The 26,961-nt window shown below is 42.8% G+C and carries 27 protein-coding genes; 16 read left to right on the forward strand and 11 right to left on the reverse strand.

Going from position 1 to position 26,961, the window contains the following annotated elements; translation table 11 throughout:
- Window positions 1-21: 21 nt before the first annotated feature.
- The 3 genes from galB to HH214_RS10865 all read left to right on the forward strand — a co-directional run bounded on the left by galB (window position 22) and on the right by HH214_RS10865 (window position 4,783).
- A complete protein-coding gene (galB, locus tag HH214_RS10855) occupies window positions 22-2,439 on the forward strand; it encodes a beta-galactosidase GalB (RefSeq protein ID WP_169607585.1) in 2,418 nt (805 codons plus the stop codon).
- A gap of 159 nt (window positions 2,440-2,598) precedes the next feature.
- Window positions 2,599-3,858 carry a BamA/TamA family outer membrane protein gene (locus HH214_RS10860; RefSeq protein ID WP_169607586.1) on the forward strand — a complete coding sequence of 420 codons (1,260 nt, stop codon included), beginning with the start codon at window positions 2,599-2,601 and terminating at the stop codon, window positions 3,856-3,858.
- A gap of 64 nt (window positions 3,859-3,922) precedes the next feature.
- Entirely contained in the window at window positions 3,923-4,783 is an 861-nt protein-coding gene (locus tag HH214_RS10865) for a YitT family protein (protein WP_169607588.1), read from the forward strand.
- Between the two features lie 33 nt (window positions 4,784-4,816).
- Here HH214_RS10865 and HH214_RS10870 read toward each other — a convergent pair whose 3' ends face one another.
- Genes HH214_RS10870 through HH214_RS10880 form a run of 3 tightly spaced genes read right to left on the reverse strand, consistent with a single transcriptional unit; the run spans window position 4,817 to window position 6,367 of the window.
- On the reverse strand, window positions 4,817-5,023 hold the full coding sequence (locus HH214_RS10870) for a YtxH domain-containing protein (RefSeq protein WP_169607590.1): 207 nt from the start codon (window positions 5,021-5,023) through the stop codon (window positions 4,817-4,819).
- Window positions 5,024-5,081: 58 nt separating this feature from the next.
- Window positions 5,082-5,549 (reverse strand): CYTH domain-containing protein, encoded by a 468-nt coding sequence (locus tag HH214_RS10875; RefSeq protein WP_169607591.1) that lies wholly within the window; start codon window positions 5,547-5,549, stop codon window positions 5,082-5,084.
- Window positions 5,549-6,367: a CHAD domain-containing protein gene (locus HH214_RS10880; RefSeq protein ID WP_169607593.1), complete on the reverse strand. Its 819-nt coding sequence runs from the start codon at window positions 6,365-6,367 to the stop codon at window positions 5,549-5,551. Before HH214_RS10880 ends, HH214_RS10875 begins: the two co-directional genes overlap by 1 nt.
- A gap of 421 nt (window positions 6,368-6,788) precedes the next feature.
- Here HH214_RS10880 and HH214_RS10885 point away from each other — a divergent pair, with 421 nt between their 5' ends.
- The 5 genes from HH214_RS10885 (at window position 6,789) to HH214_RS10905 (ending at window position 13,220) form a co-directional block, all read left to right on the forward strand.
- Window positions 6,789-9,143: a glycoside hydrolase family 3 C-terminal domain-containing protein gene (locus HH214_RS10885; protein ID WP_248282261.1), complete on the forward strand. Its 2,355-nt coding sequence runs from the start codon at window positions 6,789-6,791 to the stop codon at window positions 9,141-9,143.
- 57 nt (window positions 9,144-9,200) lie between these two features.
- Window positions 9,201-9,542, forward strand: coding sequence for a cupin domain-containing protein (locus tag HH214_RS10890; RefSeq protein ID WP_169607594.1), 342 nt, complete (start codon window positions 9,201-9,203; stop codon window positions 9,540-9,542).
- 36 nt (window positions 9,543-9,578) lie between these two features.
- Window positions 9,579-10,694 carry an alginate lyase family protein gene (locus HH214_RS10895; protein WP_169607595.1) on the forward strand — a complete coding sequence of 372 codons (1,116 nt, stop codon included), beginning with the start codon at window positions 9,579-9,581 and terminating at the stop codon, window positions 10,692-10,694.
- Between the two features lie 69 nt (window positions 10,695-10,763).
- Window positions 10,764-12,170: a glycoside hydrolase family 30 protein gene (locus tag HH214_RS10900; RefSeq protein WP_169607596.1), complete on the forward strand. Its 1,407-nt coding sequence runs from the start codon at window positions 10,764-10,766 to the stop codon at window positions 12,168-12,170.
- A gap of 69 nt (window positions 12,171-12,239) precedes the next feature.
- Entirely contained in the window at window positions 12,240-13,220 is a 981-nt protein-coding gene (locus HH214_RS10905; protein ID WP_169607598.1) for an aldo/keto reductase, read from the forward strand.
- A gap of 295 nt (window positions 13,221-13,515) precedes the next feature.
- Here the strand turns inward: HH214_RS10905 and HH214_RS10910 are convergent, their stop codons facing one another.
- Complete coding sequence (locus tag HH214_RS10910) at window positions 13,516-13,704, reverse strand: hypothetical protein (protein ID WP_169607600.1); 189 nt, start codon at window positions 13,702-13,704, stop codon at window positions 13,516-13,518.
- A 22-nt stretch (window positions 13,705-13,726) separates the two neighbouring features.
- Window positions 13,727-14,395 (reverse strand): phosphatidylserine decarboxylase family protein, encoded by a 669-nt coding sequence (locus tag HH214_RS10915; RefSeq protein ID WP_169607601.1) that lies wholly within the window; start codon window positions 14,393-14,395, stop codon window positions 13,727-13,729.
- Window positions 14,396-14,511: 116 nt separating this feature from the next.
- Here HH214_RS10915 and HH214_RS10920 point away from each other — a divergent pair, with 116 nt between their 5' ends.
- From HH214_RS10920 to HH214_RS10930, 3 genes are all read left to right on the forward strand, one after another.
- On the forward strand, window positions 14,512-15,804 hold the full coding sequence (locus HH214_RS10920; RefSeq protein WP_169607603.1) for a thioredoxin family protein: 1,293 nt from the start codon (window positions 14,512-14,514) through the stop codon (window positions 15,802-15,804).
- A gap of 141 nt (window positions 15,805-15,945) precedes the next feature.
- Entirely contained in the window at window positions 15,946-17,031 is a 1,086-nt protein-coding gene (locus HH214_RS10925) for a PAS domain-containing sensor histidine kinase (RefSeq protein ID WP_169607605.1), read from the forward strand.
- 277 nt (window positions 17,032-17,308) lie between these two features.
- Window positions 17,309-18,418 carry a GAF domain-containing protein gene (locus HH214_RS10930; protein WP_169607607.1) on the forward strand — a complete coding sequence of 370 codons (1,110 nt, stop codon included), beginning with the start codon at window positions 17,309-17,311 and terminating at the stop codon, window positions 18,416-18,418.
- Between the two features lie 37 nt (window positions 18,419-18,455).
- Here the strand turns inward: HH214_RS10930 and HH214_RS10935 are convergent, their stop codons facing one another.
- From HH214_RS10935 to HH214_RS10945, 3 genes are read right to left on the reverse strand one after another with little or no spacing between them, the layout of a single operon-like run.
- Window positions 18,456-19,289, reverse strand: a complete 834-nt coding sequence (locus tag HH214_RS10935) for a phosphatidate cytidylyltransferase (RefSeq protein ID WP_169607609.1) — start codon at window positions 19,287-19,289, stop codon at window positions 18,456-18,458.
- On the reverse strand, window positions 19,286-19,498 hold the full coding sequence (locus tag HH214_RS10940; RefSeq protein ID WP_169607611.1) for a putative signal transducing protein: 213 nt from the start codon (window positions 19,496-19,498) through the stop codon (window positions 19,286-19,288). The genes HH214_RS10935 and HH214_RS10940 overlap by 4 nt, the downstream gene beginning before the upstream one ends.
- The gene (locus HH214_RS10945; RefSeq protein WP_169607613.1) at window positions 19,498-20,430 is read right to left on the reverse strand and encodes a CPBP family intramembrane glutamic endopeptidase; all 933 of its coding nucleotides are present in this window, start codon (window positions 20,428-20,430) and stop codon (window positions 19,498-19,500) included. Before HH214_RS10945 ends, HH214_RS10940 begins: the two co-directional genes overlap by 1 nt.
- Window positions 20,431-20,476: 46 nt before the next feature.
- On the opposite strand from HH214_RS10945, the gene dusB reads away from it, so the two are divergent.
- Both dusB and apaG read left to right on the forward strand, forming a co-directional pair.
- Window positions 20,477-21,469, forward strand: coding sequence for a tRNA dihydrouridine synthase DusB (dusB, locus tag HH214_RS10950; protein ID WP_169607615.1), 993 nt, complete (start codon window positions 20,477-20,479; stop codon window positions 21,467-21,469).
- A 30-nt stretch (window positions 21,470-21,499) separates the two neighbouring features.
- Window positions 21,500-21,889 (forward strand): Co2+/Mg2+ efflux protein ApaG, encoded by a 390-nt coding sequence (gene apaG / locus HH214_RS10955; protein ID WP_169607617.1) that lies wholly within the window; start codon window positions 21,500-21,502, stop codon window positions 21,887-21,889.
- Between the two features lie 189 nt (window positions 21,890-22,078).
- Here the strand turns inward: apaG and HH214_RS10960 are convergent, their stop codons facing one another.
- Complete coding sequence (locus HH214_RS10960; protein ID WP_169607619.1) at window positions 22,079-22,711, reverse strand: MgtC/SapB family protein; 633 nt, start codon at window positions 22,709-22,711, stop codon at window positions 22,079-22,081.
- 223 nt (window positions 22,712-22,934) lie between these two features.
- On the opposite strand from HH214_RS10960, the gene HH214_RS10965 reads away from it, so the two are divergent.
- Window positions 22,935-23,516, forward strand: a complete 582-nt coding sequence (locus HH214_RS10965; RefSeq protein WP_169607621.1) for a histidine kinase dimerization/phospho-acceptor domain-containing protein — start codon at window positions 22,935-22,937, stop codon at window positions 23,514-23,516.
- A 78-nt stretch (window positions 23,517-23,594) separates the two neighbouring features.
- Here HH214_RS10965 and HH214_RS10970 read toward each other — a convergent pair whose 3' ends face one another.
- Window positions 23,595-23,831: a hypothetical protein gene (locus tag HH214_RS10970; protein WP_169607623.1), complete on the reverse strand. Its 237-nt coding sequence runs from the start codon at window positions 23,829-23,831 to the stop codon at window positions 23,595-23,597.
- Between the two features lie 214 nt (window positions 23,832-24,045).
- Between HH214_RS10970 and HH214_RS10975 the strand changes: the two genes are divergently transcribed.
- Both HH214_RS10975 and HH214_RS10980 read left to right on the forward strand, forming a co-directional pair.
- Window positions 24,046-24,231: a hypothetical protein gene (locus HH214_RS10975; RefSeq protein ID WP_169607624.1), complete on the forward strand. Its 186-nt coding sequence runs from the start codon at window positions 24,046-24,048 to the stop codon at window positions 24,229-24,231.
- A 100-nt stretch (window positions 24,232-24,331) separates the two neighbouring features.
- The gene (locus tag HH214_RS10980; RefSeq protein ID WP_169606389.1) at window positions 24,332-25,858 is read left to right on the forward strand and encodes an IS1182 family transposase; all 1,527 of its coding nucleotides are present in this window, start codon (window positions 24,332-24,334) and stop codon (window positions 25,856-25,858) included.
- A 176-nt stretch (window positions 25,859-26,034) separates the two neighbouring features.
- Here the strand turns inward: HH214_RS10980 and kduI are convergent, their stop codons facing one another.
- Window positions 26,035-26,865, reverse strand: a complete 831-nt coding sequence (kduI, locus tag HH214_RS10985) for a 5-dehydro-4-deoxy-D-glucuronate isomerase (RefSeq protein ID WP_169607626.1) — start codon at window positions 26,863-26,865, stop codon at window positions 26,035-26,037.
- Window positions 26,866-26,961 lie beyond the last annotated feature (96 nt).

Raw genomic sequence — 26,961 nt, forward strand, 5'->3', positions numbered from 1 at the left:
CTTATTTAACCTTGTACGCTTATGCCTCGTAGTAAACCTTTACTTGTTTTAGTATTGCTGGCAGTGGTATGTCACACTGCATTTGGCCAATCGGTTAACGGCCGTACCGATTTTGATAATGGCTGGAAATTTTACCTGGGCGATAACAAGCAAGCCAAAGAGGCAGGCTATAACGATGCCCGCTGGCGTTCGCTTAACCTACCACACGATTGGAGTATTGAAGGCAAGTTCAGTAAGGATAACCCGGCGGGTATAGGCGGCGGAGCACTGCCTGGTGGCATAGGCTGGTATCGTAAAACTTTTACTGTACCGCAAACGGCACAAGGCAAACAGGTTTATATTGATTTTGACGGCGTGTACCGCAACAGCGAAGTATGGATTAACGGCCACTTGCTGGGCAAGCGGCCTAACGGTTACATATCCTTCCGGTACGAGCTTACGCCTTACCTTAACTGGGGCAAAAGTAACGTGATTGCCGTACAGGTTGATAACGCTGATCAGCCTAACTCGCGCTGGTACTCTGGTTCGGGTATTTACCGCAATGTTTGGCTGGTAACCAAAAGTAAAATAGCCGTTGCCCACTGGGGAACTTACGTAACCACGCCCGAGGTAAGCTCGGCACAGGCTACGGTTAAGTTACAAACCCGTTTACGCAATACTACAGGTAGCAGTCAGCAAGTAACTATTACTTCCAAAATTGTGGATGCGAGTGGTAAAACTATTACCGCGGCTGGCACTACAAGTTACCGCTTGCCCGATACGCTTACTACTTATGAGCAGCAATTTACAGTAAAGCAGCCGCAGTTATGGTCAGTTAATCGCCCATACCTGTACCAAGTTGTAACACAGGTTAAGCAAAATAATCAGGTGCTGGATACCTATACTACACCTTTGGGCATTCGCTACTTTGATTTTGATGCCGACAAAGGTTTTTCGCTAAATGGCCAGCACCTTAAAATTTTAGGCGTTTGCGATCACCATGACTTAGGTTGCCTGGGCGCTGCCTTGAACACCCGCGCCTTAGAACGCCAACTGGAAATTTTAAAAGGAATGGGCTGCAATGCTATTCGTACCTCCCATAACCCGCCAGCGCCTGAGCTATTGGATTTGTGCGACAAAATGGGTTTTATTGTAATGGATGAAGCTTTTGATACCTGGGAAAAGCCGAAAGAGAAATACGATTATCATCAGTTCTTCAAAGCCTGGCACAAACGCGATTTGGAAGACCAGTTGCTGCGCGATCGTAACCACCCTTCTGTATTTATCTGGAGCATTGGCAATGAAATTCCGGAACAACGCGACAGCAGTGCTTTGCGCATTGCCGCTGATTTGGCCCATATTGTACATAGCTTAGATAAAACCCGACCAATCACCACCGCCAACAATAATCCTGATACAGGTAATAAAATTATCAGCTCAGGTGCTATTGATTTGGTTGGTTATAACTACCATCATCAGGATTATGCTGCTTTTCATCAGCGGTATCCGGGTAAAAGGTTTATTGGTACCGAAACTACCTCGGCACTGGAAACCCGCGGACATTATGATATGCCATCAGACAGCATACGTCGTTGGCCGGAAAGATGGGATCAATCTTTGAAAAAAGGCAATGCAGATAATACCGTATCGGCTTATGATAATGTATCTGCCCCTTGGGGATCAACGCATGAGGAAAGCTGGAAAGAGATCAAGAAATATGATTTTCTGTCGGGCATGTTCATTTGGACAGGTTTTGACTACCTGGGCGAACCTACGCCTTATGAATGGCCTTCACGCAGTTCATACTTTGGTATTATCGACTTAGCAGGTTTCCCGAAGGATATTTATTATATGTACCAAAGCGAGTGGACCAACAAACCCGTACTGCATATCTTGCCGCACTGGAACTGGCAGCCCGGCAAAACGGTAGATGTATGGGCTTATTACAACCATGCCGACGAGGTAGAGCTATACCTGAATGGCAAATCATTAGGTGTTAAAAAGAAACAAGGCGAGGATTTGCACGTCATGTGGCGGGTAAAATATGAACCCGGTACACTAAAAGCCGTATCACGCAAAAATGGTAAAACAGTGCTTACCCAAACCATTCAAACCGCCGGTAAAGCTGCCCGAATTGAATTGGTAGCCGATCATAAAGTTATTAAGGCCGATAGCCGGGATTTATCTTTTGTAACTGTGCGCATATTGGATGCAAATGGTAACCTGGTACCTGATGCTAATAACCTGATTCATTTCAAAGTGGCAGGCAACGGGCATATTGCAGGTATGGATAATGGCAGTGAAACCAGTATGGAATCTTTCCAAGGCAATCAGCACTCGGTATTTAATGGTTTGGGGCTAGCCGTACTGCAAGCCGGAACGGCAGCCGGTACGCTTACGTTGACTGCTAGTGCCGATGGTTTACCATCCGCCAACGTGGCCATAAAAATGCAGAAGTAGCCTTTAGCCGTGCCGTTCGGGCACTTACTTAATAGGTAATAGCCCTGGTTAAACTTTGATTCATCTAAGTTCAACTAGGGCTATTGCTTTAGATGGATACTGGCTAAAGTTGCAATACTCGTAACCTTTATGTTACTTTGGCTGCAATTTGAGCATTATATGAAACTGATCCGGAGCCTGTCCTTTTGTTTTGCCCTACTGATTTTGGCACAACACCAGGTATGGGCACAGGCCGATAAAAACGTTTCAATTCCGCAACTGCTTACCGGCAAAAAGGGGGTGGCCGATACTACGGCTAATGTTACCCAGCCTGCATCCAACCAAAAAGATTTGCCTGATGTTTTCCGGGCGTTGCTGCATTTGAAGCCAGCAGCCGAAAATGATTCCGTCACGTCAAAACCTGAAATCTCGGTAGTGCCGGCTATTGGCTATACGCTAGTTTCCAGGCTGGCGGCGGTACTTTCGGGCAATGTGGCCTTTCGTACAGGTCCGCAGGCGCATATTTCAACTATTGTAGCCAGTGCCTCTTATACCCAAAACAAGCAGTTTATTATTCCCATCCTGTCCAATATCTGGACAAAAAACAACACGTTTGATTTTGTAGGCGATTTCCGCTATTACCAGTATCCTGAAAGCACCTACGGTTTAGGCAGCGGTTCTAACATCCACGATGAAGACCCCATGAACTTTTCATTTGTGCGCTTTTATGAAACCGCTTACCGACACATAACAGCCAACTGGTATGCTGGCTTAGGTTACGCTTTGGATAATTATTGGAACTTATCGCACCAAGGCCCGCTTAACGGTGCCTTTTCAGATTACGAAGCTTATGGCACTTCACGCCATACTATAGCTTCGGGTTTTACTCTGAATGTACTGCATGATTCGCGCGATAATTCTATCAATCCGCTTAGAGGTTGGTATGGCAGCATACAATATCGTACCAACACTCCAATTTTAGGAAGTACCAGTACGTGGTCATCCTTAATTATTGATTATCGTAAGTATGTACGCTTTCCGGCTCAGTCAGACAATGTACTGGCTTTCTGGTCGTACAACTGGTTTATTCTGAGTGGCAAGCCGCCTTACCTGAACCTGCCCAGTAATTCATGGGACCCGAACTCGGCCACAGGGCGCGGGTACATTCAGGGGCGTTTCAGAGGAGCACAGATGGTATATGCTGAAACCGAATACCGTTTTAAAATTACCCGTAATGGTTTAATTGGCGGCGTACTGTTTGCCAATGCCGAAAGCTTATCGGCTCAGCCGCATACGCGTTTGCAAGCTATACAGCCAGCCTTCGGCCCCGGTTTGCGCCTTAAACTGAACAAAACATCACGCACCAACGTAGCGGTTGATTATGGTTTTGGCCGCCAGGGCTCACGCGGATTATTTATCGATGTAGGCGAAATTTTTTAAGTTCAGGCTTTAGCTATTCTATATTTTATGAAGCTGGTTACCTTTTTAAAATATATATTGGGCTATGAAAGTAAAAGAAATATTAACCGAAACGCTGCTTATTGTATTCGGAATACTATCAGCCGCCTTTGGTTTAAAAGGCTTTTTATTGTCAAGCCATTTCATTGATGGCGGGGTTACCGGTATATCCATGCTGATTTCTGATATTACCGGTAGTTCTATTTCTATCTGGCTTTTAATCATTAATCTGCCCTTCATTTTTTTAGCATACCGGCAGCAAGGGATGGCGTTTGCCATTAAAGGAGCCCTCGCTATTGCAGGCTTATCTTTATGCGTTGCTTTTGTTCATTTTCCAGATGTTACGCACGATAAACTATTAACAGCGGTATTTGGCGGCTTTTTTATTGGGGTAGGCATTGGCTTGGCTATACGCGGCGGTGCCGTGCTGGATGGTACTGATATTGCCGCCCTAATGCTGAGTAAAAAAAGCCAATTGCTTAAGGTAAACGATATTATATTGCTACTTAATGTTATCGTTTTCACATTGGCAGCCTTCTTTTTAGGCATTGAATCGGCCATGTATTCAACGCTTACTTATCTGGCCGCTTCCAAAATGATTGACTTTATTTTGAATGGTATAGAGCAGTATATCGGAGTAACTATTATATCCGTACGTAGTAAAGAAATTCAAGATTTTATTCAAAATAACATGAAACGTGGCGTAACCGTGTATGTGGGCCGGGGTGGTTACGGCAAAGTAGGGCACATTCAGGAAGAAAGAGATATTCTTTTTACGGTAGTAACCCGGCTGGAAATACCTACGCTGAAAGAAAAAGTTTTGAAAATTGATGCCTCTGCTTTTGTGGTACAACAAAGCATTGATGATACCACCGGCGGGCTAATGAAGCGAAAATCTGTACACTAAAAAAAGCCCCGCTTAATAGGCGGGGCTTTTTCTTTATTGGTAAGTTTCCTGACCTTCGGTACGAGGAGCCACTTTGTCCAGTATCTGATCACTAAACTGCTTGGCCTTATCTGTCCACTCCGGTGCTCTTTCCTGTAAGTCATCTAGTATCGATTTACCATCGGTAGCACGTTTTTTGGTAACTTGCTGAATGCCGTAGGCTACTGCTGCGCCTATAACTGCGTATTTTAGTAAACTCATGATTATATAAATTAAGTTGATGTTTAACTAGGTTAGGTGTACAAGTATAGTGCCAGTATTACCATTTACTAAATGGATGTTTGGCTAAATAAACATTATAATATCGCTCATCCTCAGTTACTTCTTCGGCCAGCCATTCGGGATGTTCAAAAGCTTCGCTCTCATGCTCTAATTCCAGCTCGGCTAATAACAGGCCCTGGTTGGCTCCGGCAAACTCATCCACTTCCCAGGTTTTACCGGCTACGGTGATTTTAACCCGGGTCTTTTCTACTACAGTGCCAGAAAAATGTGCCAGCATCTCTTCGGCATCCTGCACAGGAATTTTGTATTCATACTCCTTCCGCGAAAAACCTTCCGATTTTCCTTTAATGGTGATATAACCATTTTCACCGGCTACACGCACCCGAACTACCTTCTCGCTGCTATCTAACAAATAGCCTTGCTTGTATAAAGTACCTTCCGGCTTTTCCAACTGTTGCCAGCGGTTTTTATCTACCAAAAACTTGCGTTCAATTTCTACCCCCATTACTGTACTGCTTTATTTTTTGCGGGTTTCTTCTTCTCTGCCGAGGCCTGCTCCAGTACAGCTTTCTGCCTGAAATTTTCAGCTAGAGAAACTATGCTTTTTTGTAGTTCGTCCTTCTGTGCTTTTAACTGTCGCGGTACAGGTTCATGCTTCAGTTCATCAGTATGAAATAACTCCAACGCCAGCACCACATCATGCCACTTGCCAATAGTGTCCTGTAATTGGTTTAAATAATCTTTATTCAAGGTCAGCTTATCAGCCAGGGCGCTATCAGCCACTTTCTGGTTATACATCAGTAGTTTGATTTTTTTGCGGCAGTCGTGCAAACGTTCGTCAAATACTGGCGATTGCAAAAAATCGGCTGCCTCATTCAACATATCCTGGTAGAAGTTTTGTACCGTTTTAGCTGGTAGGCGGTGCAAACTATTCATCAGCTTTTTGCGTGTACGTTTAAGTTGTTCAAGCTGCTTAGGGCCTTTACAGTAAAACCGGTTGGCACCTGATAATATAATCTGTTGTTGCTTATCTTCAAACTCAGGCTTTCTGAATCCGTACTGATGGCTTAGCTGCAGGTTCACGTAAGCACCGCGAATAACGCCTGCTTTTTTAAACATCTTTTGTATGGGTTTAACCTGCTTCAGCAGTTTCGGATGCTTATCGCCGCTTTGCAGTAACGTAAGCAAAGCCCGCATTTTTTTAAACTGCACCCTGAACTGGTGTAATTCTTCCTGCTCGGCCGATTTTAAAAAACCTTTAACATGTGCTTTTAGCTCCTGATAATGTTTACTTATCTGCTTTTCTTCTTCCTTCGTTTTCATCAGTTGTATTGCTAGTGATATAGCAACTTGCGAAACACCTAAAAGATTTAAAAAAGATGAAATTAGCGCTTAAGTATCAATTTAGTTCATCTTTCAGTAATTGCAAACAGTACCGATAACAACTATTAGCAGCTAAGCCGCTTAACAGGCTCAATATGTGCCATATCATCGTTAGAATGGCTTATCTGGAATTAAGCGTATTAAGAAATATTTTTTTGTAAGTTAAATTGGTGCTTAGGCAGATTTAAACCGAATTTATAGCACTCATCAGTATGTGTTTAAAGCGTATTAAAGCCAGTGCTAAATACAGTGTATAAGCGTTTTTATTGAATAGAATTAAATTTCCCTTTAGATTTGCAGATACCTTTTATAACAAATAGCCACTTTCAAGGCTTACATCTATCTAAATAATTCTGTTTACATGATGCGCTTTTTCAAAACATTTGCGTTAGTTGTTACCTCATCGGCCGGGTTAATGGCTGTGTCTTTATGTGCAGCTGCACAAACCGCTAAAAAGCCGGTACCGCAGTTGGGCAAAAACTCGGTTAAAGAAGTTATTGCCGCCATGACCCTGCGCGAAAAGGTTACGTTGCTCGTTGGTGCTGGTCGTGCGCCCAAGCCCAAATCAGCCGGTAACGGCGTGAGTAACGGCTGGGTTCCGGAACCACCCATGATCGGGCATACTGAAACCAAAGTACCTGGCGCTGCCGGTAATACCAATGCCATACCACGATTAGGCATTCCTTCGCTGGTACTAAGCGATGGCCCTGCTGGGGTACGCATTTCGCCCACTCGCAAAGGTGATAACCATACCTACTATGCTACGGCTTTTCCGGTAGGTACACTGCTGGCTTCCAGTTGGGACCCAACCGTGGTGGAAAGTGTAGGTCGTGCTTTTGGTAACGAAGTAAAAGAGTACGGCGTTGATATTTTGCTGGCTCCCGGTGTAAACATTCACCGTAACCCTTTAAACGGGCGTAATTTTGAGTACTACTCGGAAGACCCTTTAGTAGCTGGGAAAATAGCCGCTGCTTTAATCAGGGGCGTACAATCAAATGGAGTAGGTACTTCTATTAAGCACTTTGCAGCTAATAACCAGGAAACCAATCGCAATTATGTAAGCTCAATAGTGAGTGAACGGGCTTTACGCGAAATTTACCTGAAAACGTTCCGGCTGGCTATTGCCGAATCTAACCCTTGGACGGTTATGTCATCCTATAACCGCTTAAATGATGTTTATACAGCCCAGCGCCATGACCTGCTGACTACCGTTTTACGAAACGAATGGAAATTTAAAGGCTTTGTAATGACCGACTGGGGTGGTGGTTACGACTGGGTAGCTGAAATGAAAGCAGGCAACGATTTGATTATGCCAGGTCGCCCAGACCAGATTGAAACTATAATTGACGCGGTGCAGCACGATTCACTGTCGGTAAAAGTACTGGATAGCAATGTGGAGCACATGTTGAATATCATCCTGAAATCGCCTGCCTTTAAACAGTATGCTTACTCTAACCATCCCGATTTAAAAGCTCATGCCGCAATAGCACGCCGGGCAGCAGCCGAAGGCATGATTTTGCTGAAAAACCAGAGCCAGGCTTTACCAATGACTACCAACGTGAAAACCGTAGCGGCTTTTGGCAATGCTACTTACAATACCATTCCGGGCGGTACAGGCAGCGGTGAGGTCAACAAGGCTTATACTACATCCGTGTATCAGGGTTTGCTTAATGCAGGCTATCTACCCGATGAAAGTTTAAAAAACGTGTATGGGCGCTTTTTTAAATCTTTAACAGACCCGGAACACCCTCATCGTGGCTCATCTGAGCTAATGGCGAGTGATAGCTTGCTCAAAGCTACAGCCAGCCATAATGATGTGGCTTTAATAACCATCAGCAGAAATGCAGGTGAAGGTCATGATCGTAATTTAGAAACCAATTACAACCTAACCCCAGAAGAAAAGCAGAACTTTAAGAAAATTGCCGAAGCTTTTCATGGCAAAGGCAAAAAGGTGATAGCTGTATTGAATATAGGTGGCGTAATTGATATGAAAGGCTGGCAGGATGATGCCGATGCTATTTTACTAGCCTGGCAGCCCGGCCAGGAAGCAGGTGATGCCATTGCCGATTTATTAAGCGGCAAGGTAAATCCATCCGGCAAGCTGGCTACTACCTTCCCGGTTAGTTACAGTGATGTACCTTCAGCTAAGAACTTTCCGGGCACACCGGCAGAAAGACCAGCGCAGGTGATTTACCAGGAAGGTATTTATGTAGGCTACCGTTATTATGATACCTACAAAGTAAAACCTCAATATGAGTTTGGCTATGGCTTATCCTACACCAACTTTGCTGTTAGTAACCTGAAACTGAGCTCAACGCAGTTCAACGGGTTGCTCACGGCCAGTGTTGTGGTGAAAAATACCGGCAAAGTAGCGGGTAAAGAAGTAGTACAAATTTACATTAGCGCACCTACGCAAACTATTGATAAACCAGAGCAGGAACTGAAAGCCTTTGCCAAAACCCACCTGCTGCAACCCGGCGAGTCACAGACGCTTACATTTGCAATCCGCTCGGCAGATCTAGCTTCGTATCATACCCGTAGTTCAGAATGGATTACCGATGCTGGCAAGTACACTTTAAAGGCCGGCACATCCTCACGAGACATCAAGCAAACAGCCACCTTTAACGTAGCCAAAGCCTTGGTGGTAGAAAAAGATCATCAGGTTTTGCAAACACCGGTAAACATTACTGAGTATAAAGGTTCAGCCAGTAAGTAATATTTTAAACCTTCGGCTTTTAAATAGTTTATATAGTATTAAACAAACCCAAGTAACATGACTCATAGCAGTTTATTTCAACAGGGACCGGAGATTGCCTGGCAATATGCTGGAGAAGGTGTTGAACGGCAAATATTAGGTTACGATGCCAGCGTAATGATGGTTAAGGTACGCTTTGATGCCGATGGTATAGGAGCCACACACAGCCACCCGCATACACAAGTTACTTACATTGAAAGTGGCGTGTTTGAAATGACTATTGGCGATACAACCCAAGTTTTAAGAAAAGGCGATGGCTACTATGTACCGCCAAATACTCAGCATGGTATTATTTGTCTGGAGGCCGGTGAACTGGTAGATACATTTAGCCCTTGCCGGGAAGATTTTTTACCTAAATAGTAGATAAGCATTTAGTTTCCGAGACAACAAATTTAAATGGGGAGACTTATCCATCCACTAAAAATTCAGCTCATTGGGCTGCTGGCTTGCTGGCTGGTTACAGCAACAGCCACAGCTCAATATGTAAGCTTAACTACCAACGAGCTTATCCGGCTTAAAACCCGCATTAGCCAAGACACGGCAGCAGCACGGTTGATAGCCTCTTTTTGGAGGCAGGCAGCGTTGGCCTTGCAAGAGCAGCCTAACCCGATTCAAAAAATTGAATCGCAGGGATTGCTGGAGGGCGATTCGAGGAAAGTAGCCAGCCTAAAGGCGGTGAAAGATGGTGATAAGGTGTATGCACTGGCTTTAGCCTATCGTGTTTATGGTAAGCAAGATTATAAGCTAAAAGCAGTTGCATATTTAACAGCTTGGGCCGAAACCAACCAGCCCACTGGCGACCCAATTAACGAAACCAAACTGGAACCCTTTATAACTGGGTACGATCTGATACGACCGGAATTATCCATTGCACAAAGGCAGCCTATTGATGCCTGGCTCGACCACATAGCCGATGGTGAAGTGCATAGCTTTTCGATACAGCCAGGTAAAGGCACCGTCATTAACAACTGGAACTCGCACCGCATCAAGATTATCACGCTGATTGCCTATACGCTACACAGCAGCAAGTATGAGGGTATAATTATACCCGAACTGGAAAAGCAGATTGGCCAAAACCTGAATGCCGATGGAACCACTTTGGATTTTATAGAACGTGATGCTTTTCATTACCATACCTACGATTTGGAACCTCTGCTAACTGCAGCTATCGCCATCAAGCGCGCTACAGGTAAAAACTACTTTATGTATGAGTCGGATAAAAAAGCCTCTATCAAAAAGTCGGTTGATTTTATCATTCCTTACATGACTGGTGAAAAACAGCATGGCGAATTTGTAAACAGCCGGGTAGAGTTTGACCGGAAACGGGCTGCCAATCATGAAAAAGGGTATGCCGCCGGTACACCGTTCAATCCGCAATCGGGTGTTTACCTGCTATCCTTAGCCAGCTATTTTAACCCTGATTATGCGAGCATTATTCAGCAGGTATCTAGAAAAAAAAGTAAGTATCTAAACTGGACACTGCTGCTTAGTCAAATTAAAAGAACCAATTAATATTTATCTGAAACTTCAAGCATCATAAAAGCCCTAAGTGCTTCTTTATACGTTTTCAATAATTCATCTATGTTTAAATTAAAACACGCTTTACTGGCTACGGTACTTACTACCATTACAGCCAGTACTTTTTCGCAACAGAAGAGCAATGCGGTAGATAGCTGGCTTACCACAGCCGACAATGCCACGTTGTTTGTACACCAAAAACAACCGCTTAATTTTACCAAAACGGCTAAAGCTAACCCAACTATTGAGGTAAACGAAGCTGAACATTACCAAACCATTGATGGCTTTGGCTTTTGTTTAACTGGCGGCAGCGCCCAGTTGCTGATGCAAATGACACCAGCCAGCCGCACACAACTACTTAAAGAATTGTTTGATACCGAAGGCAATCACATTGGCATTAGCTACCTACGAGTTTCTATTGGTGCTTCTGACTTAAATCCTTTCGTATTCTCGTATGATGATTTACCAGCCGGGCAGACGGATTCATCGTTAACCAAGTTTGATTTAGGACCTGATAAGAAAGATGTAATTCCGGTATTAAAAGAAATCTTAAAGATTAATCCGAAGCTAGGTATTTTGGGTTCACCCTGGTCGGCACCAACCTGGATGAAAACTAATGGCGATACCAAAGGTGGCAGCTTAAAGCCCGATTGCCAGGGTGTGTACGCCCGTTACCTGGTAAAATATATCCAGAGCATGAAAGCTAATGGCATTCACATCAGTGCTATTACGGTACAAAACGAACCGCTGCACCCTGGTAATAACCCCAGCATGTATATGCCAGCACCAGAACAGGCCGAATTTGTAAAAAACCACTTAGGCCCGGCGTTTAATGCTGCTAAGCTGGATACCAAGATTATTATTTATGACCATAATGCTGACAAGCCAGAATATCCGATCTCCATCTTGAATGATGCGGCAGCAGCTAAATATATTGATGGTTCGGCTTTTCACTTGTACGGAGGTACTATTGATGCGTTATCTACCGTGCATAATGCACACCCTGACAAAAACCTGTACTTTACGGAGCAATGGATGGGCGCACCTGCTAATTTCCGCGACTTCCGGGATCACATTCGCGACCTGACTATTGGCGCTACCCGCAACTGGTGCCGTACCGTACTAGAATGGAACTTAGCTGCCGACCCGCAAAATAACCCGCACACCGACCGTGGTGGTTGCGACCGGTGCCTGGGTGCTATTACTTTAGATAAAGATAATGTACTGCGCAACCCAGCCTATTATGTAGCAGCGCACTCCGCTAAGTTTATTCGTCCGGGTTCCATGCGTATACAATCAAACCTGCCTGCCGATTTACCTAACGTAGCTTTTAAAACACCTGATGGTAAGAAAGTGCTGGTGGTTATTAATACAGGTAAAGAAACCCAAAACTTCAACATTAAATACAAAAACCAGCAGGTAAGCACTCACTTGAATAGTGGTTCGGTTGCTACTTACGTGTGGAAGTAATATTTTAATTTTTTGGTCAACAAATAAACGTTACAAATCTTATTTATAACAACAACCAGAAGGAGAGTTATGGAATTTGTGAGATTTGGAAATACAGGCATGACGGTTTCCAGGATATGCCTGGGAACCATGACCTATGGTACGCCAACCGAACGTTGGCCATGGGCACTGAACGAGGAGCAAAGTCGCCCGTTTATTCAAAAAGCGTTGGAGCTGGGTATCAACTTTTTTGATACGGCCGATGTGTACACCGCTGGCGCCAGCGAAGAAGTAGTAGGCCGGGCATTAAAAGATTTTGCCAAACGTGATGAGGTGGTGCTGGCGACCAAGGTATATAACCCTATGGGGCCAGGGCCTAATGATAAAGGCTTATCACGCAAGCACATCATGAGTGCCATTGATGCCAGTTTAAAGCGCCTAGGTACTGATTATGTGGATTTGTACCAGATACACCGTTGGGATTACGATACCCCCATTGAAGAAACGATGGAAGCCTTGCACGATGTAGTAAAAGCCGGTAAGGCGCGCTACATTGGCGCTTCATCTATGTACAGCTGGCAGTTTGCGCAGGCACAATACACTGCTGATTTACATGGCTGGACACGCTTTGTATCTATGCAACCGCATTATAATTTAATTTACCGGGAAGAGGAACGGGAGATGATCCCATTCTGCCAGGATCAGAAGATTGCGATTATCCCGTGGTCGCCATTAGCACGCGGACTGCTGACTGGCAAACGCAGTAAAGAGCGTAACGAAACAGAACGTGCTAAAACAGATGCTTTCGGTAAAAGCCTGTACGGTCAGGATTCAGATTTTGACATTGTAAACCGCGTCAGCGAAATAGCTGAACAACGCGGCTTACCGAATGCTCAGATTGCCTTAGCCTGGATGCTGAGCAAGCCTTACATTACATCTCCTATTGTAGGCGCCAGCAAGCCCGGCCACCTGGAAGATGCCGTAGCCGCTGTGTCGGTCAAATTATCTGATGAGGAGGTTAAGCAATTAGAAGAGTTGTACCAGCCACACCCGGTACTGGGCTTTCAATAGAAGCTTGTAAGAAGCTATAGATAGCAGTACTATATACAAACACGTTCTTGCAAGGAACGGGCGCCACCTCTACGCTGATCTGTAAACAACTAATGTCTCCGCAGAGATTGCCACGCTAGCGCTCGCAATGACGCATTTGTATTGTTTTTGTAAGAAAGGTTCTTAACCAAATTAATAGTAAATAAGGAAAGTTGTTGACCAGCTTTCCGTACTGCTTAGGTATAGTATTCTATATAAAACACAAAAGCCGGTTTGTAATTTTACAAACCGGCTTTTGTGTTACGAACCCGATGTGTTATGCTGCTTTTTTATCAGCGCACATTTTAGCGCATTTTGCTTTAGTTGCAGCGCTAGCCTGGCTCATTTTTTTGCAGCAATCTTTACCTGCAGTGCATTTTTCATGCATTTTACCTTTGTCTTTATCGTGGGCAAAGGTGGTGGCCATGGTACCCATTACGGCCAGCATTAATACTAATTTTTTCATGTTTGTTTATATTTAGGTTGATTTAAACTGCTTCAGGTAATTCGGCCAGCATGGTACGCCCGCCTTTTACTTTATCGCCCAGGTTAACCAATACCTGCGAACCTAAAGGTAAGAAAATATCTACCCTCGAACCAAATTTGATAAAGCCGAATTGCTGGCCTTGCTCTACTTCCTGTCCCTCTTTTACGTACCATACAATACGGCGGGCCATAGCACCCGCTATCTGGCGGAACAGTACGGTTAAGCCCGCGCTGTTTTCAATAGCAATGGTAGTACGCTCGTTATCGGTTGATGATTTAGGGTGCCAAGCCACCAGATATTTTCCCGGATGATATTTAAAGTACTTAACTATGCCTGATATTGGGTTACGATTTACGTGCACGTTGATAGGCGACATAAAAACCGAAATCTGGATACGTTTATCCTGAAAGAACTCCGGCTCTTCTACTTCTTCAATCACTACCACTTTACCATCAGCAGGGCATAACACTTGGGTTTCATGCGTGTTAATGGCAAAACGCGGACTACGGAAAAATTGTAGAATTACAATAAACAGCAAGGCTGATATACCATATACTATCCATTTCAGATAAATCGATTCCGGATAATAAAAATGTACCAGGGCATTAAGTATAAAGATAACCAGTATGCACAGAGCCATTGAGGTATATCCTTCTTTATGAAAAGTCATATCGCTTATAAATAAAGTATCAAAAGTAATAATTAACCGGCATAGGCGAAAAAATATATAAAACAGGCAGGTAGTAATTATTCCTTTTATCTTTACTGTTAACCAACTACCTGAACATGAAAAACCTTTTTATCATTCTGCTACTGCTTACTAGCGGTTTAACTAAAGCACAGCCATTTAAAGGAATTAAGTTTGAACACGGCCTTACCTGGGCACAAATCAAAGCCAAAGCCCGTCAGCAAAACAAGTACATTTTTTTGGATGCTTACACCAGTGATTGCGTACCCTGTAAAGTAATGGCGAAAGAAGTTTTTCCGCAACAAAAGGTAGGAGATTTTTTTAACGCGAACTTCATCAACGTATCTGTTCAGTTAGATGTATCAAAAAGAGATAACCCTGAAATAAAACGTTGGTACCGGGATGCCAGGCTTATTAAGGCAACGTACCCTATTCATGCTTATCCTACTTTCTTGTTTTTAAACCCGCAAGGGGATTTGGTACACACACAGGAAGGTGCAATCCTGAACCCTGATGAATTTATAGCCAAAGCACAATCAGCATTAAACCCGATAACACAATACGCTACACTCAAGAAGCAATATGAACAGGGTAAAAGAGATTCCACTTTTTTATTAACCCTTAGCTGTGCTGCTTTACAAGCTAACGATTGGAAATTTATACCAACTATAACCAATACCTACCTGGCTACACAAAATAACCTGCTCACCGATGAAAACTTGAAGTTTGTTTTGGCCGGAACTACTAAAAGCACTGATCCTGGCTTTAATATTTTACGCCGTAGCGGTACTCAGGCTGATGCCGTTTTAGGTAAAGGTAAAAGCGCCGAAAAAGTTAGAAATATTGTATTTCAGGAAGTAGTTTTTCCAGAGGTAATGCAGGATGGTAAAATAACCGACCTTGGTTGGGGAATGGCTATGTATTCTGGTCAAGCGGTTGAAAATGTAAATTGGGCTGATGTAAAAACTAAATTAGATGCACAATACCCAGATTTGTCAGAAGCTGTTTTACTATCGTCTAAACCTACTTACTACCAATTTATACATAACTGGCCCAGGTTCTGTCAATCAGTTACTGCTTACCTGGCTTCTCCTTATGCAGATGGCCTTAACCCTGACTATTTAAGTTCTTACGCCGAAAACGTTTTCCGCTCAACTGATGATACTACTTGCTTAAAAACTGCTTTATCTTGGTGTGATAAACTACTGGTAGGGGCTGGCACTCATAACGTAGGCTATCTATATACCTATAGCCACTTGCAATATAAACTTGGCAAAAAAGAAGAAGCCATCACCGCGATGGAAAAAGCCTATAAAGCTGCGGTAAAAGGACAAAATGAAGTATTAGCCACCGAATTGGATAAAATGAAAAAAGGCGAAAAGACGTGGTAAATAGACGTTAATCTTTCTTTGCTTTAAGTATAGCGTAGGCGGCTTTATTCTTTATTGCTCTTATCAATATTCCCCTTTTACAATAAGATTACATATTTATCGGCGTTACTGAAAGTATATTTGGTAATCTTTTACCGTAGCATGAAGAATATTTCGTCTAACTTATTTCATCATATTGGCTGTCTTTCTAAAGATGCTTATTTCATTTTCAATACTGCTCATAACTGTTTTCACTATCTTAATCCAGCTTTTGAAAAAATATGGGAGCTGCCTATAAATCAAGTAGAACTTAATCCATCTATACTTTTAGACATCATTCATCCGGAAGATCGGGGTTATGTTCAGGATTGCTATGCGGATGCCCTGCAATCGGCACAGGAACATAAATTCGAGTTCAGAATTTGCCCAGCAAGCGGGCAGGAAAAGTATCTTCAGCTTAGCCTTTACCCGCTCGATGCAGATTACGGTACCAATTCAATAGCGGGTATTGCGCGTGATATAACAGTGCTGCAAAATAATGTGCTGTATGCCGAAAGAATTAACGGCCGTAAAAATTCCATGCTGCATATTCTTGCCCATGATTTGAAAGGCCCTATGGGTACGATGGACGTATTGGCTGCATCTATTAAAAGCGGCCTTGAGGAGGAAAAAACTGAAAACCTATTACAATCCGTAGAATTTATTCAGGAACTATGCCAGCGCAACATCAGCCTGATACGCAACGTGATTGACCTTGAATTTTTAGAATCGCCTGAGGTTGGTTTGCACAAGGAAAGGGTTGACCTGGTTTGGTCTATCAATGATGTTTTAAATACCTACAAAAATTCGGAAGACATTATTCGGAAAAAATTCACGCTAACCTCCTCTGCCGAAAAAATATATGTGCAGATTGATAATTTAAAAATTATACAGGCATTTAACAATTTACTATCTAATGCCATCAAATTCACACCGGCAAATGGTTTAATTGAGGTGCATATTCAAGAACAGCATCCATGGGTAATCCTTACGGTGCGCGATAATGGTATTGGCATTCCCGATCATCTGCAACCTTACATATTCGATAAATTTACCAAGGCAAGGCGGTTGGGCTTAAACGGGGAAGAAACTACCGGGCTGGGCATGTCTATCATTAAAACGATTGTTGAACTGCATGGCGGAAGAATATGGCTAGAGAGTAAAGAAAATATGGGAACCGCTTTTTACATAGAACTGCCCATGCTTTAATATAAAGCAGATATACTCATAACAGCTCTAATTAAAATCCTGCATTAAAACAATTTAATTAAAAGTGTAAAAGCCCTGTATTGATTGCTGATATTGTAAACTAAACTTCAAAACCTTACTGACAAGCATTTGATAATAAGTTAATTTAACCAGAACACGTATTTGCTTAATTACGGTTTAATTTTTATCAGGAAACTCTAACATTATAAGGTTTATTGAAGTATAAGGAAAAATCTATGCTCTAATTGCTTGATTAAAGTATAGCACCTCTAATTATATGCCTCAAAAAGAGTTAGAACGTATTGCTGCTGTAAACCGGTTTTTAAAACTAGAGTTAAGCAAAGAAAAGGAATTACAAGAGATTGTAAAGCTTGCTGCTGAAATTTGCGGTACACCAACAGCCCTGCTTACGTTGATTGATGAGGAAACGCAATACATCAAATTAAAACAAGCTTTTGATTTTGATACCACAACCCGTCGTGATGCATTTTGCAATCATGTAATTGATCAGTATGAGGTTATGGTAGTACCTGATGCACTTGAGGATGAACGCTTTATTAACAATCCCTTAGTAACGGGCAACCCCAATATCCGTTTTTATGCCGGCTCTCCATTAACCACGCAAGACGGGCAGAACTTGGGAAGCTTATGCGTAATTGACCAAGCACCTAAAGAGTTGAGCAGCATTCAGCAGCTAATGTTGAAAGCTCTTTCTAAACAGGCTATTCAGCTAATGGAATTTGATGCCAGCCTACAAATTCTGAAAGAGCAATATACGGAGGCAAAACGAGCAGAAATTGAACTTCGGTCTTTTTTTGAAAGTTCAATTGATTGCCATTTGCTTTTAGGAAAAGATTTTGAAATATTAACTTTTAATAAAGCCTGGGAAAATTATGTAAAATCAGCTTATGGGTTAACGCTGGAAAGAGGTAAATCCATGACGCATTACTTAAATCCTGACAACTTAGGCGTTTTTTATAAAGATTATACTAAAGCATTAAGAGGGACGGCCGTTTTTGCTGAAAGAAAAATCAAACAGCATAACAGTCACCATTGGCGCCTTTCCAAGTTTGAACCAGCGTTTGACAGCACCGGTGAAATTATTGGCGTATCAGTCAACTCTACTGATGTTACCTCGAAAATTGAACAAAGAGCCCTATTGGATGCACAGAACGAATCGCTCCGGGAAATTGCTTTTATTCAATCTCATGAGTTACGTCGTCCCGTAGCTTCCATTCTGGGCTTAATGCAAATTTTGGAAATGGATGGGCATACCTCTCAGATTAAAGAACTGGAACTTATGCAGCACGCTGTACAAGAACTAGATGAGAAGATCAGAATAGTAGTTAATTATACTGACAATTCATCATCCAGCCTGAGTGCCTAAACTTCAGGTAATTTTTATTGAGATAGAAGATTACGGCTTAGTTCAGCACAAAGTATAAATAAGCAAATACAACTGGGCAGGCCAGTAATAGTCCATCAAAACGGTCCAGCAAGCCGCCATGACCAGGCAATATGCCGCCGCTATCTTTAATATTAATACTGCGCTTGAACATAGATTCTACTAAATCGCCAGTGGTGCCTACCACACCTATAATGATAGCCATTGATACCCAGTTGCGCCATGACATTTCGGGGTAGTACCTGCTGATAATAAAAGCTACTACCGCGCTTATCAAAACACCACCAATAAAGCCTTCCCAAGTTTTTTTGGGCGAATGCCGTTCAAACAATTTGGTTCGACCCAGCCAGCGCCCAGTTAAGTAAGCCCCGGTATCATTAGCCCATAGCATCAGCATAAAAGCTAGCGGGATATGAAAGTTAAAACCACTATGCCCTACATAAGCCAGTGCATGAAAAAAGCAAAACGGCACCACAGCGAAAATGATACCCCAAAAAGTATAGGCAATATGCGTAAATGGGTTAGGCTGCTCCTTAAATAGTTCAAGGGCCAGTATGCTGCCCATAGTTACCGGCAATAAAAAAACAAGTTTGTTTACCGGGAAGGTAAACCCCACGTTGGTTGGATCAGAACTATAGCTTAGCAATGCAAAAGCTACATAAAGTAACCCTGCATTTAATATACCAGCACCCACATTGGGGTTGATACCAGCTTGCTTAACCAGTTTATAAAACTCCTGCAAGCAAAGTAAGCTCAGCAACAGGTAAAAAGCAGCAAATACGTAATGCCCGGCAAAAAAAGAACCCAGCATTACAGCTATAAAAAATAGCCCAGTTATAGCACGTGTTTTCATAAAGTAATCTGGTTCATCACCATTAATTCAATGGCGTTACTGAAATCTTCCTGATGAATGTAAACTTCAATGTTGCCAAAATTGCGGTGCGAAGAGGCTTGGCGATTAAGCAACACGGCGCCAATTTCATTTTCAATCAGTACCTGTTTAATTATTTCAGCCTTAAAATAGTCGGTTGATGTATAAAATTTAACCCAGTTTTTTTCCATTAATGCAGGTAAGCTTGATGCTTGTTCAAGGCAATAGCCCGGTAAGCATATAACAAAGCTACGGTAATTAACACACTTAAAATATACCAGCTATAATTAAAAACATAGGGGCTATCCGGGTTGCCTGCCAGCTTTTTATGCTGATACAGGTATACCAAAACCACATCAGTTCCATTATTTATAAAGTGCGCCCACACGGCCGGCCATATACTACCGCTCCAGGCAGCAAAGTAGCCAAACAGCACGCCCAGCATTAAGCGGGGTAAAAAACCGAAAAACTCCATATGGAAAGCACTGAATAAAGCGGCTGTAATCCAAATGGCGGCATGGGTGCTTTTCGTCCACCGCACCAATATAGTTTGCAGGCAGCCCCGAAACATTAGTTCTTCTACAAAAGCCGTTAGTAGGCCAATCAGCAGTACGTTAACTATACAATCCCATACAGTATTCATTTGCAGCATAGCCATCATAGCTTTTTGTGCCATTTGCTCCGAGCTGCGCATCCAGTCTTCCAGCCCTTTCAGCCATTGTGGCAGTACCATGCGCTGGTTAAAATTAATTAGCACCTGCAAAATCGGGGTAGAGGCAACCATAATCAGCAATACGGCCATCAGTAAAATAGGCCGAAAGTTGATGTTGGTTTTCAGGTAAGCATTAGGCTCTTTTACAATCAAGGCAAACAAAACCGGAATTAAACCGATAGGCAGCGTAGTACCCAAAAGCTGAATGGCCCATAAAGCATGCGTAGCCTGCGGTGTCGAGATGTTCATGTGCAGAATCTGCTTTACGGCATCCGAACCATAAAAAATGTAAGCGGCTGCCAGTCCGAGCAATTGCCCCACAATAATCAGCCCTACGGTAAGCGCTAAAAATACTACAAACTGCAGCGCCGGATTCATCTGCTGACGCTGATATGGCTTTTCTGTCATCATATAACTGTTGCAAATTTCGTATTTTTGCAGCGGTTAAAGGTAAGCTATGTCTGTACAAATAGGAAATATTGATTTAGGTGAGTTTCCGCTGCTGCTGGCACCTATGGAAGATGTGAGCGATCCGCCGTTCCGTTACGTATGCAAGAAGTATGGCGCGGATATGATGTACACCGAGTTCATATCATCAGAGGGGCTGATACGCGATGCTGCTAAAAGCCGTCAGAAGCTGGATATTTTTGAATATGAACGGCCCATTGGGATTCAAATATTCGGCAGCAATATTGAGCATATGCGCGAAGCCACCGAAATAGCCACCCAGGCTGGTCCGGATTTGATGGATATCAATTATGGTTGCCCAGTTAAAAATGTGGCTTGCCGCGGTGCAGGAGCCAGCCTGTTGCAGGATATTGATAAAATGGTAGCCATGACCAAAGCCGTGGTAGAAGCTACCCATTTGCCCGTAACGGTAAAAACCCGTTTAGGTTGGGATGATAATACCAAAAACGTGTACGAAGTAGCCGAACGCCTGCAGGATGTAGGCATTAAAGCCCTTACCATACATGGCCGCACCCGCGCCCAGATGTACAAAGGTGAAGCCGACTGGACGCTGATTCGTGAAATTAAACGCAACCCGCGCATACAGATACCTATTTTTGGTAACGGTGATATTGACTCGCCCGAAAAGGCAGCCAACTGGCGGCTGGAGTATGGCGTAGACGGCATGATGATTGGCCGTGCAGCTATTGGCTACCCTTGGATATTCAGAGAAATTAAGCACTTTTTTACTACTGGCGAGCACCGCGAACCTCCTACTATAGCCGAGCGGATTGATGCCTGCAAAACACATTTGGAAAAATCCATTGAGTGGAAGGGACCAAAAACCGGTGTATTTGAAATGCGTCGTCATTACTCCAACTACTTCAAGGGGTTAGACCATTTTAAGGAGTACCGCATGAAACTGGTATCTACCGAAAATATTGACGAACTGTATGATATTTTATGGCAGATAAATGAGAAATATAGTGTGCAAATGGCTTGATTATTGACCACCCAAAACATAACTTTGAATATGGTTACTACTACAATAACAGATGGAGTTAAAGTGTCGGTGGAAACGCAGTACCAACCTGAATACTCAAACCCGGCGAATGAGCATTACATGTTTGCTTACAAAATAAATATTGAAAACCTGAGCAACTATACTGTGCAACTGATGCGCCGCCACTGGCACATTTTTGATTCGAACAGTACCCGTCGCGAAGTAGAAGGTGAAGGTGTAGTAGGTGTACAGCCGGTTATTGAACCGGGCCATTCACACGAATACATATCAGGCTGCAACCTGAAAACTGATATGGGCAGCATGAAAGGCGAGTACGAGATGGTACGCCTGTTAGATAACACCACCTTCAACGTCCAAATACCGGAGTTTTACTTAATTGCTCCGTTTAAAATGAATTAAAATACGTTATTTAAATAAAAGTCCTGCTGGTCATCAGCAGGACTTTTTTATTTGGTAGCTCTTTGCAGTTATTGGTAATCTGTACGACCTAGAGTAAGTGCATGCAGTATTGAGTAAGCTTTAGCTACAAAGGGCAACAAAAGGTATAAATAGGCAAGTTTTTTATTGCACCTGTAGGAAAGACAAGCATTAAAAAGATTTTACCAGCGGACTGATAGCTAATTGCTCATTTAGCTTATTGATATTTTCCTGATGACCAGTTACCTCAATCAACGCCTGCAGATTGTTATCTTTTTTGTTGATGGAAAGGCGTTCTGACTTTAAATGATGGACTATTACCAAGCTTTCGAAAGATTTAATATCATCAAAATTAACGTCGGTAAATACAAGATTGTAAATTTTCTTACTATGTATCTTGTTCATGTAATCTTCAAACAAGCTAAATACCGATAAGATGCATATGGTTAATGCAGTAGCCACCATAGCCAATGTATAATCGCCGGTGCCGGTTGCTACGCCAATAGCAGCCGAAATCCAGATTACGGCCGCGGTAGTTAAACCACTTACCGAAAAACCATCTTTAAATATCACACCGGCACCAATAAAGCCAATGCCCGTAATTACATTGGCATTTACATTTGTACCACCCTTTTGCGCCACCAGCGTGAACAAGGCTGAGCCTAAACAGATCAGGATAATAGTTCGAAAACCAGCAGTTTTATGTTTGTACTGTCTTTCTAAACCTAATATTCCACCGAAGAATATAGATAAACCTATTTTAATTAAATCATGGTACGCGATGTGAAAGAATTCAGAGTGCATGTGGCAAATAATCTTGTTGAAAGCAGATGATGAATAAGCACATAAAGGTTACTAAGTGTTTTTAAGAATTTATAGATATTACAGATCCGGCAATTGATACCCTGACTGATTTTGATGGTTGCTAATACTTGCGTTTTGACTGATAAATTATGCCTTGTAGATACCCAAACTTAAAGCAGATGTTTACCGTACACAGCACAACCATCATGAATTTACTCGATTTATGTCTTTAAATAAAGTGCAGCTTATATCGGCGCTAGGCCTTGCGGCTGTTTTTATTATTGACATTGTAACACCAACCGACTATACTGTTGATATTTTGTATTTGTGCTGCATTTTAGCCGTATTTAAACAATCTATACAAACTATAATCGGTTTTTCTTTTTCCGCCTGTTTGCTCATTAGCCTCAGTTTACTGATTGCCGTTGAAAATGGTTTAATGCTTAACTTATCTGTATGGGTTAATCGTGGCATATCTATTTTTGCCATCTGTATTGTTGCGTACATAGCGGCACACTACAACAAGTTAAGCCAGCTAAGCCGCGATAAGGAAAAACAATACAGCAAGGCGTTAGAAGATATGCTGTTTATTACCTCTCATCAGGTAAGAAAACCCGTAGCGAATATACTGGGCCTTGTTAATTTGATTGATAAAGATGCTGATGCTTCCAGTTTAAAAGAATATCATGAGCACTTACAGGCCTCAGCCAGCGAACTAGATACTATCATCAAAGAACTAAACAACTTTATGGAACAGGCTGAACAAGACCAGCATACCGAGTTAGATAATTTCACTGCCCTGTAAGGTTTATAAACCTTTATAAAAATAGCAAAGCCGGCTTAATGTAAGCCGGCTTTGCTATTGTATTCCCCTGCTGTAATATTATTTAGTAGCTGATTTAGCTGTTTTTTTCACTACGGTTTTATGAGTTTTGTGCACCACCGCTTTTTTTACCTTTTGGGTATCAGCTTTTGCAGCAACCTCTTTTTTCGCAACCGGAGCTTTTACTTCTTTCTTCACCTCTTTAGTATGCGCTTTTTTAACAGCCGGTATAGTATTTTTAGCGAAGCTTGCGGCAGAAATCATTGCTGCGACAGCCAGTAACATCATCTTTTTCATAATTCGTATTTTGTTAATTTTAATAGTCAGATAGCCAAAATGAACATTAGTTTAATGAAAACAGATTAGAATTTGATTAGACTTAAATATCCATTTATGTTATAAATTTTTCTGAGGTAGGATGACCGCAATTAACCTACCCGGCATAAATAGTTGCTCCGCTTAAAACCCTATTTGTTTTTTAACTGTTGCCATCAGCATATACAACACAACTATGGCAAAGATTATTGAACTGTCGGAAGCGCCAGATGGCCGGAAACTTTACTTTAACGCAGATCTGATTTTATACTTTTATGAGGTAGTCGATTTTGATGGCAATACCACTAAGGTTTTTATAGGCGACAGCAATTTTGATGTTGTTGAATCGGCCGAAACTATTCAGCAGATGCTAAATAATTAAAGTGTTAGGCTCAATTCTGTACCAGCACTTCATAAAAAAGAGGCTGTCTCATAAGGGACAGTCTCTTGTTGTTTTAGGATATTTTTGGTATCTTAAAGGCATGGGAGGCAAGATAGTCTTTAAGGAATATGATCCAGACCAGTTAACGTTTTTACCGTACAAACTGGAGGAACTGGTACCGACAGGTCATCCGGTCCGTATCGTTAAACAGGTCGTGGACACGGTAGATGTCAAACCGATCAACCGGAAGTACAAAGGCGGCGGGGCGTCAAGTTTCCATCCCCGGCTGATGCTGAAGCTGCTGGTTTACGGCTATCTGACCAATACTTATTCCTCACGCAAACTGGAAGAACAGGCGGCACAGAACGTACACTTCATGTGGCTTTTAGGGATGAAAAAGCCCGACCACAACACCATCAACCGTTTTCGCAGCGAGAAGTTGTCAGGCGTCTTAAAGCAGATCTTCTCACAAATCGTGTTGCTGCTCGAGCAGGAAGGTATCGTATCCTTGAAAGAAGCCGTTTTTACTGATGGTACCAAGATCGAATCAGCGGCGAACAAGTACACCTTCGTATGGGGCAAAAACATCAAGGCGAATAAAGATAAGATGAAAGCCCAGCTTGATGAACTGTGGGGTTATGCGCAAAGCATTGCCGCCGAAGAACTAAAAGATACAGCGCCCTTGGAATATAGTGAGATCAACCCGGAGAAAGTAAAGGAAACCATCTCAAAGATCAATGCAGCCTTAGATGATAAAGAAGACGTAGACAAAAAAGTAAAGCAAAAGCTGAACTACGCAAAGAAGCACTGGCCGGAGAGCCTGGCACGGTATGACGAGCAGGAAAAGTTATTAGCCGGCCGTAACAGCATGTCAAAGACCGACCCGGATGCCACCTTCATGCGGATGAAGGAAGACCATATGCTGAACGGACAACTTAAGCCGGCCTATAACCTGCAGATATCCACCCAGGAGCAATTCATCCTTAATTATACCCTGCATCAAACCTCAACCGATTACCAAACCTTGTCTTCCCATATTGAACAATACCAAGCCTTATATAAAGACCTGCCCAAAGCCATTGTTGCCGACGCCGGCTACGGATCGGATGAGAACTACGGTGTGTTAGCGCGAAAAGGCATTGAGGCTTACATCAAATACAATACGTTCGATAAGGAACAAAAGGACGGTATCAAAGCGTTCAGTAACGACAGCCTGCATTATAACGAAGCGGAGAATTACCTTGTTTGTCCGATAGGTCAATGGATGGCGCATATCGGTAACGGTCAGCGAGTCACTTCATCTGGTTTTGTACAACTGATCAGCCGTTACCGTGCCCAGAACTGTGAAGGTTGCCCGATGCGTGGTGTTTGCCATACTACACAGGGTAACCGGGTCGTTGAGATCAACCACAGCCTAAGACAACATAAACAGGCAGCCAAAGAACGGTTGAATACAGAACAGGGTATCAACCTCAGGAAACGAAGGCCGGCCGATGTGGAACCGGTATTCGCCCAATTAAAGCATAACCATGGCTTCAGACGATTCCTGCTGAAAGGGATGTCCAAGGCCGAGGTCGAAATCGGCTTATTATCCATCGCACATAACCTAAGAAAATGGAAAACCTGAAAACAAGCTTTTTATAGACTTTTAGAACCTGTTAGAATCAATCCCCCGGTTCTTAAACGGCTGCTGACATCTTTCACTCAACCTTCCAACCAAAAATCATAACTAAATAAAAAACCGCCTCATATTTGACTTATGAGACGGCCTCTTTTTATTACTTTGGATTTTAAAATGTAGATTTACTTTAAATCAGGTACAGTCAAAGCATCCATATCTGAGTAAACCTGGTTTTCACCGGCCATGCCCCAGATGAAGGTGTAATTGCTGGTACCACAACCAAAGTGTACCGACCAAGGTGGTGAGATCACGGCATCATGGTTTTGCATAACAATGCTGCGGGTTTGCTGCGGCTCGCCCATAAAATGGAACAAGCGTTGGTTTTCCGGCAAATCAAAGTAAAAGTACACTTCGGTACGGCGGGTATGCGTATGCGGTGGTACAGAATTCCATACACTGCCAGGTTCCAGCACGGTAAGGCCCATTACCAGTTGTGCACTTCGAATGCCTTCCAGGTGAATGTATTTGTACACGGTACGTTTATTCGAAGTCATTGCATCGCCTAACTGCACTGGTGAAGCTTCTTCTTTAGGCATCAAGCGGCTAGGATATTCGGCATGTGCCGGTGCTGATAGCAGGTAAAACATTGCGGGATTAGCCGCATCAGTGCTGGTAAAGCTAACTTCTTTGGTGCCTTTACCTAAATACAAACAGCTCAACTTATCTAAATGGTAAGTTTGTCCATCAGCAGTCACGGTGCCTGCACCGCCTACGTTGATAATGCCCAGCTCTCGGCGCTCCAAAAAGTACTCGGCTTTAAGCTCGGTATGCGTTTCCAGCCTTACTTGGCTGTTTACTGGCTTTACACCGCCTACAATCAGGCGGTCATAATGCGAGTACACCAGCGTAATTTTATCTTCCTGCATCAGCTGTTCTACCAAAAAAGCTTCTCTCAGCTCTTCGGTAATCATTCTGCTAACTTCCTTTTTGCTATTTTCAAATCTGATTTCCATATAGGTATTTGTTTTTCAGTGGCGGGTTCCCGGTGGCGAATGGCCGTTATCCAATTGCCTGCTAATGTTCTTGAATCTATATTCTTAAATTGTAAC

The sequence above is a fragment of the Mucilaginibacter robiniae genome (assembly GCF_012849215.1).
Classification (GTDB): Bacteria; Bacteroidota; Bacteroidia; order Sphingobacteriales; family Sphingobacteriaceae; genus Mucilaginibacter; species Mucilaginibacter robiniae.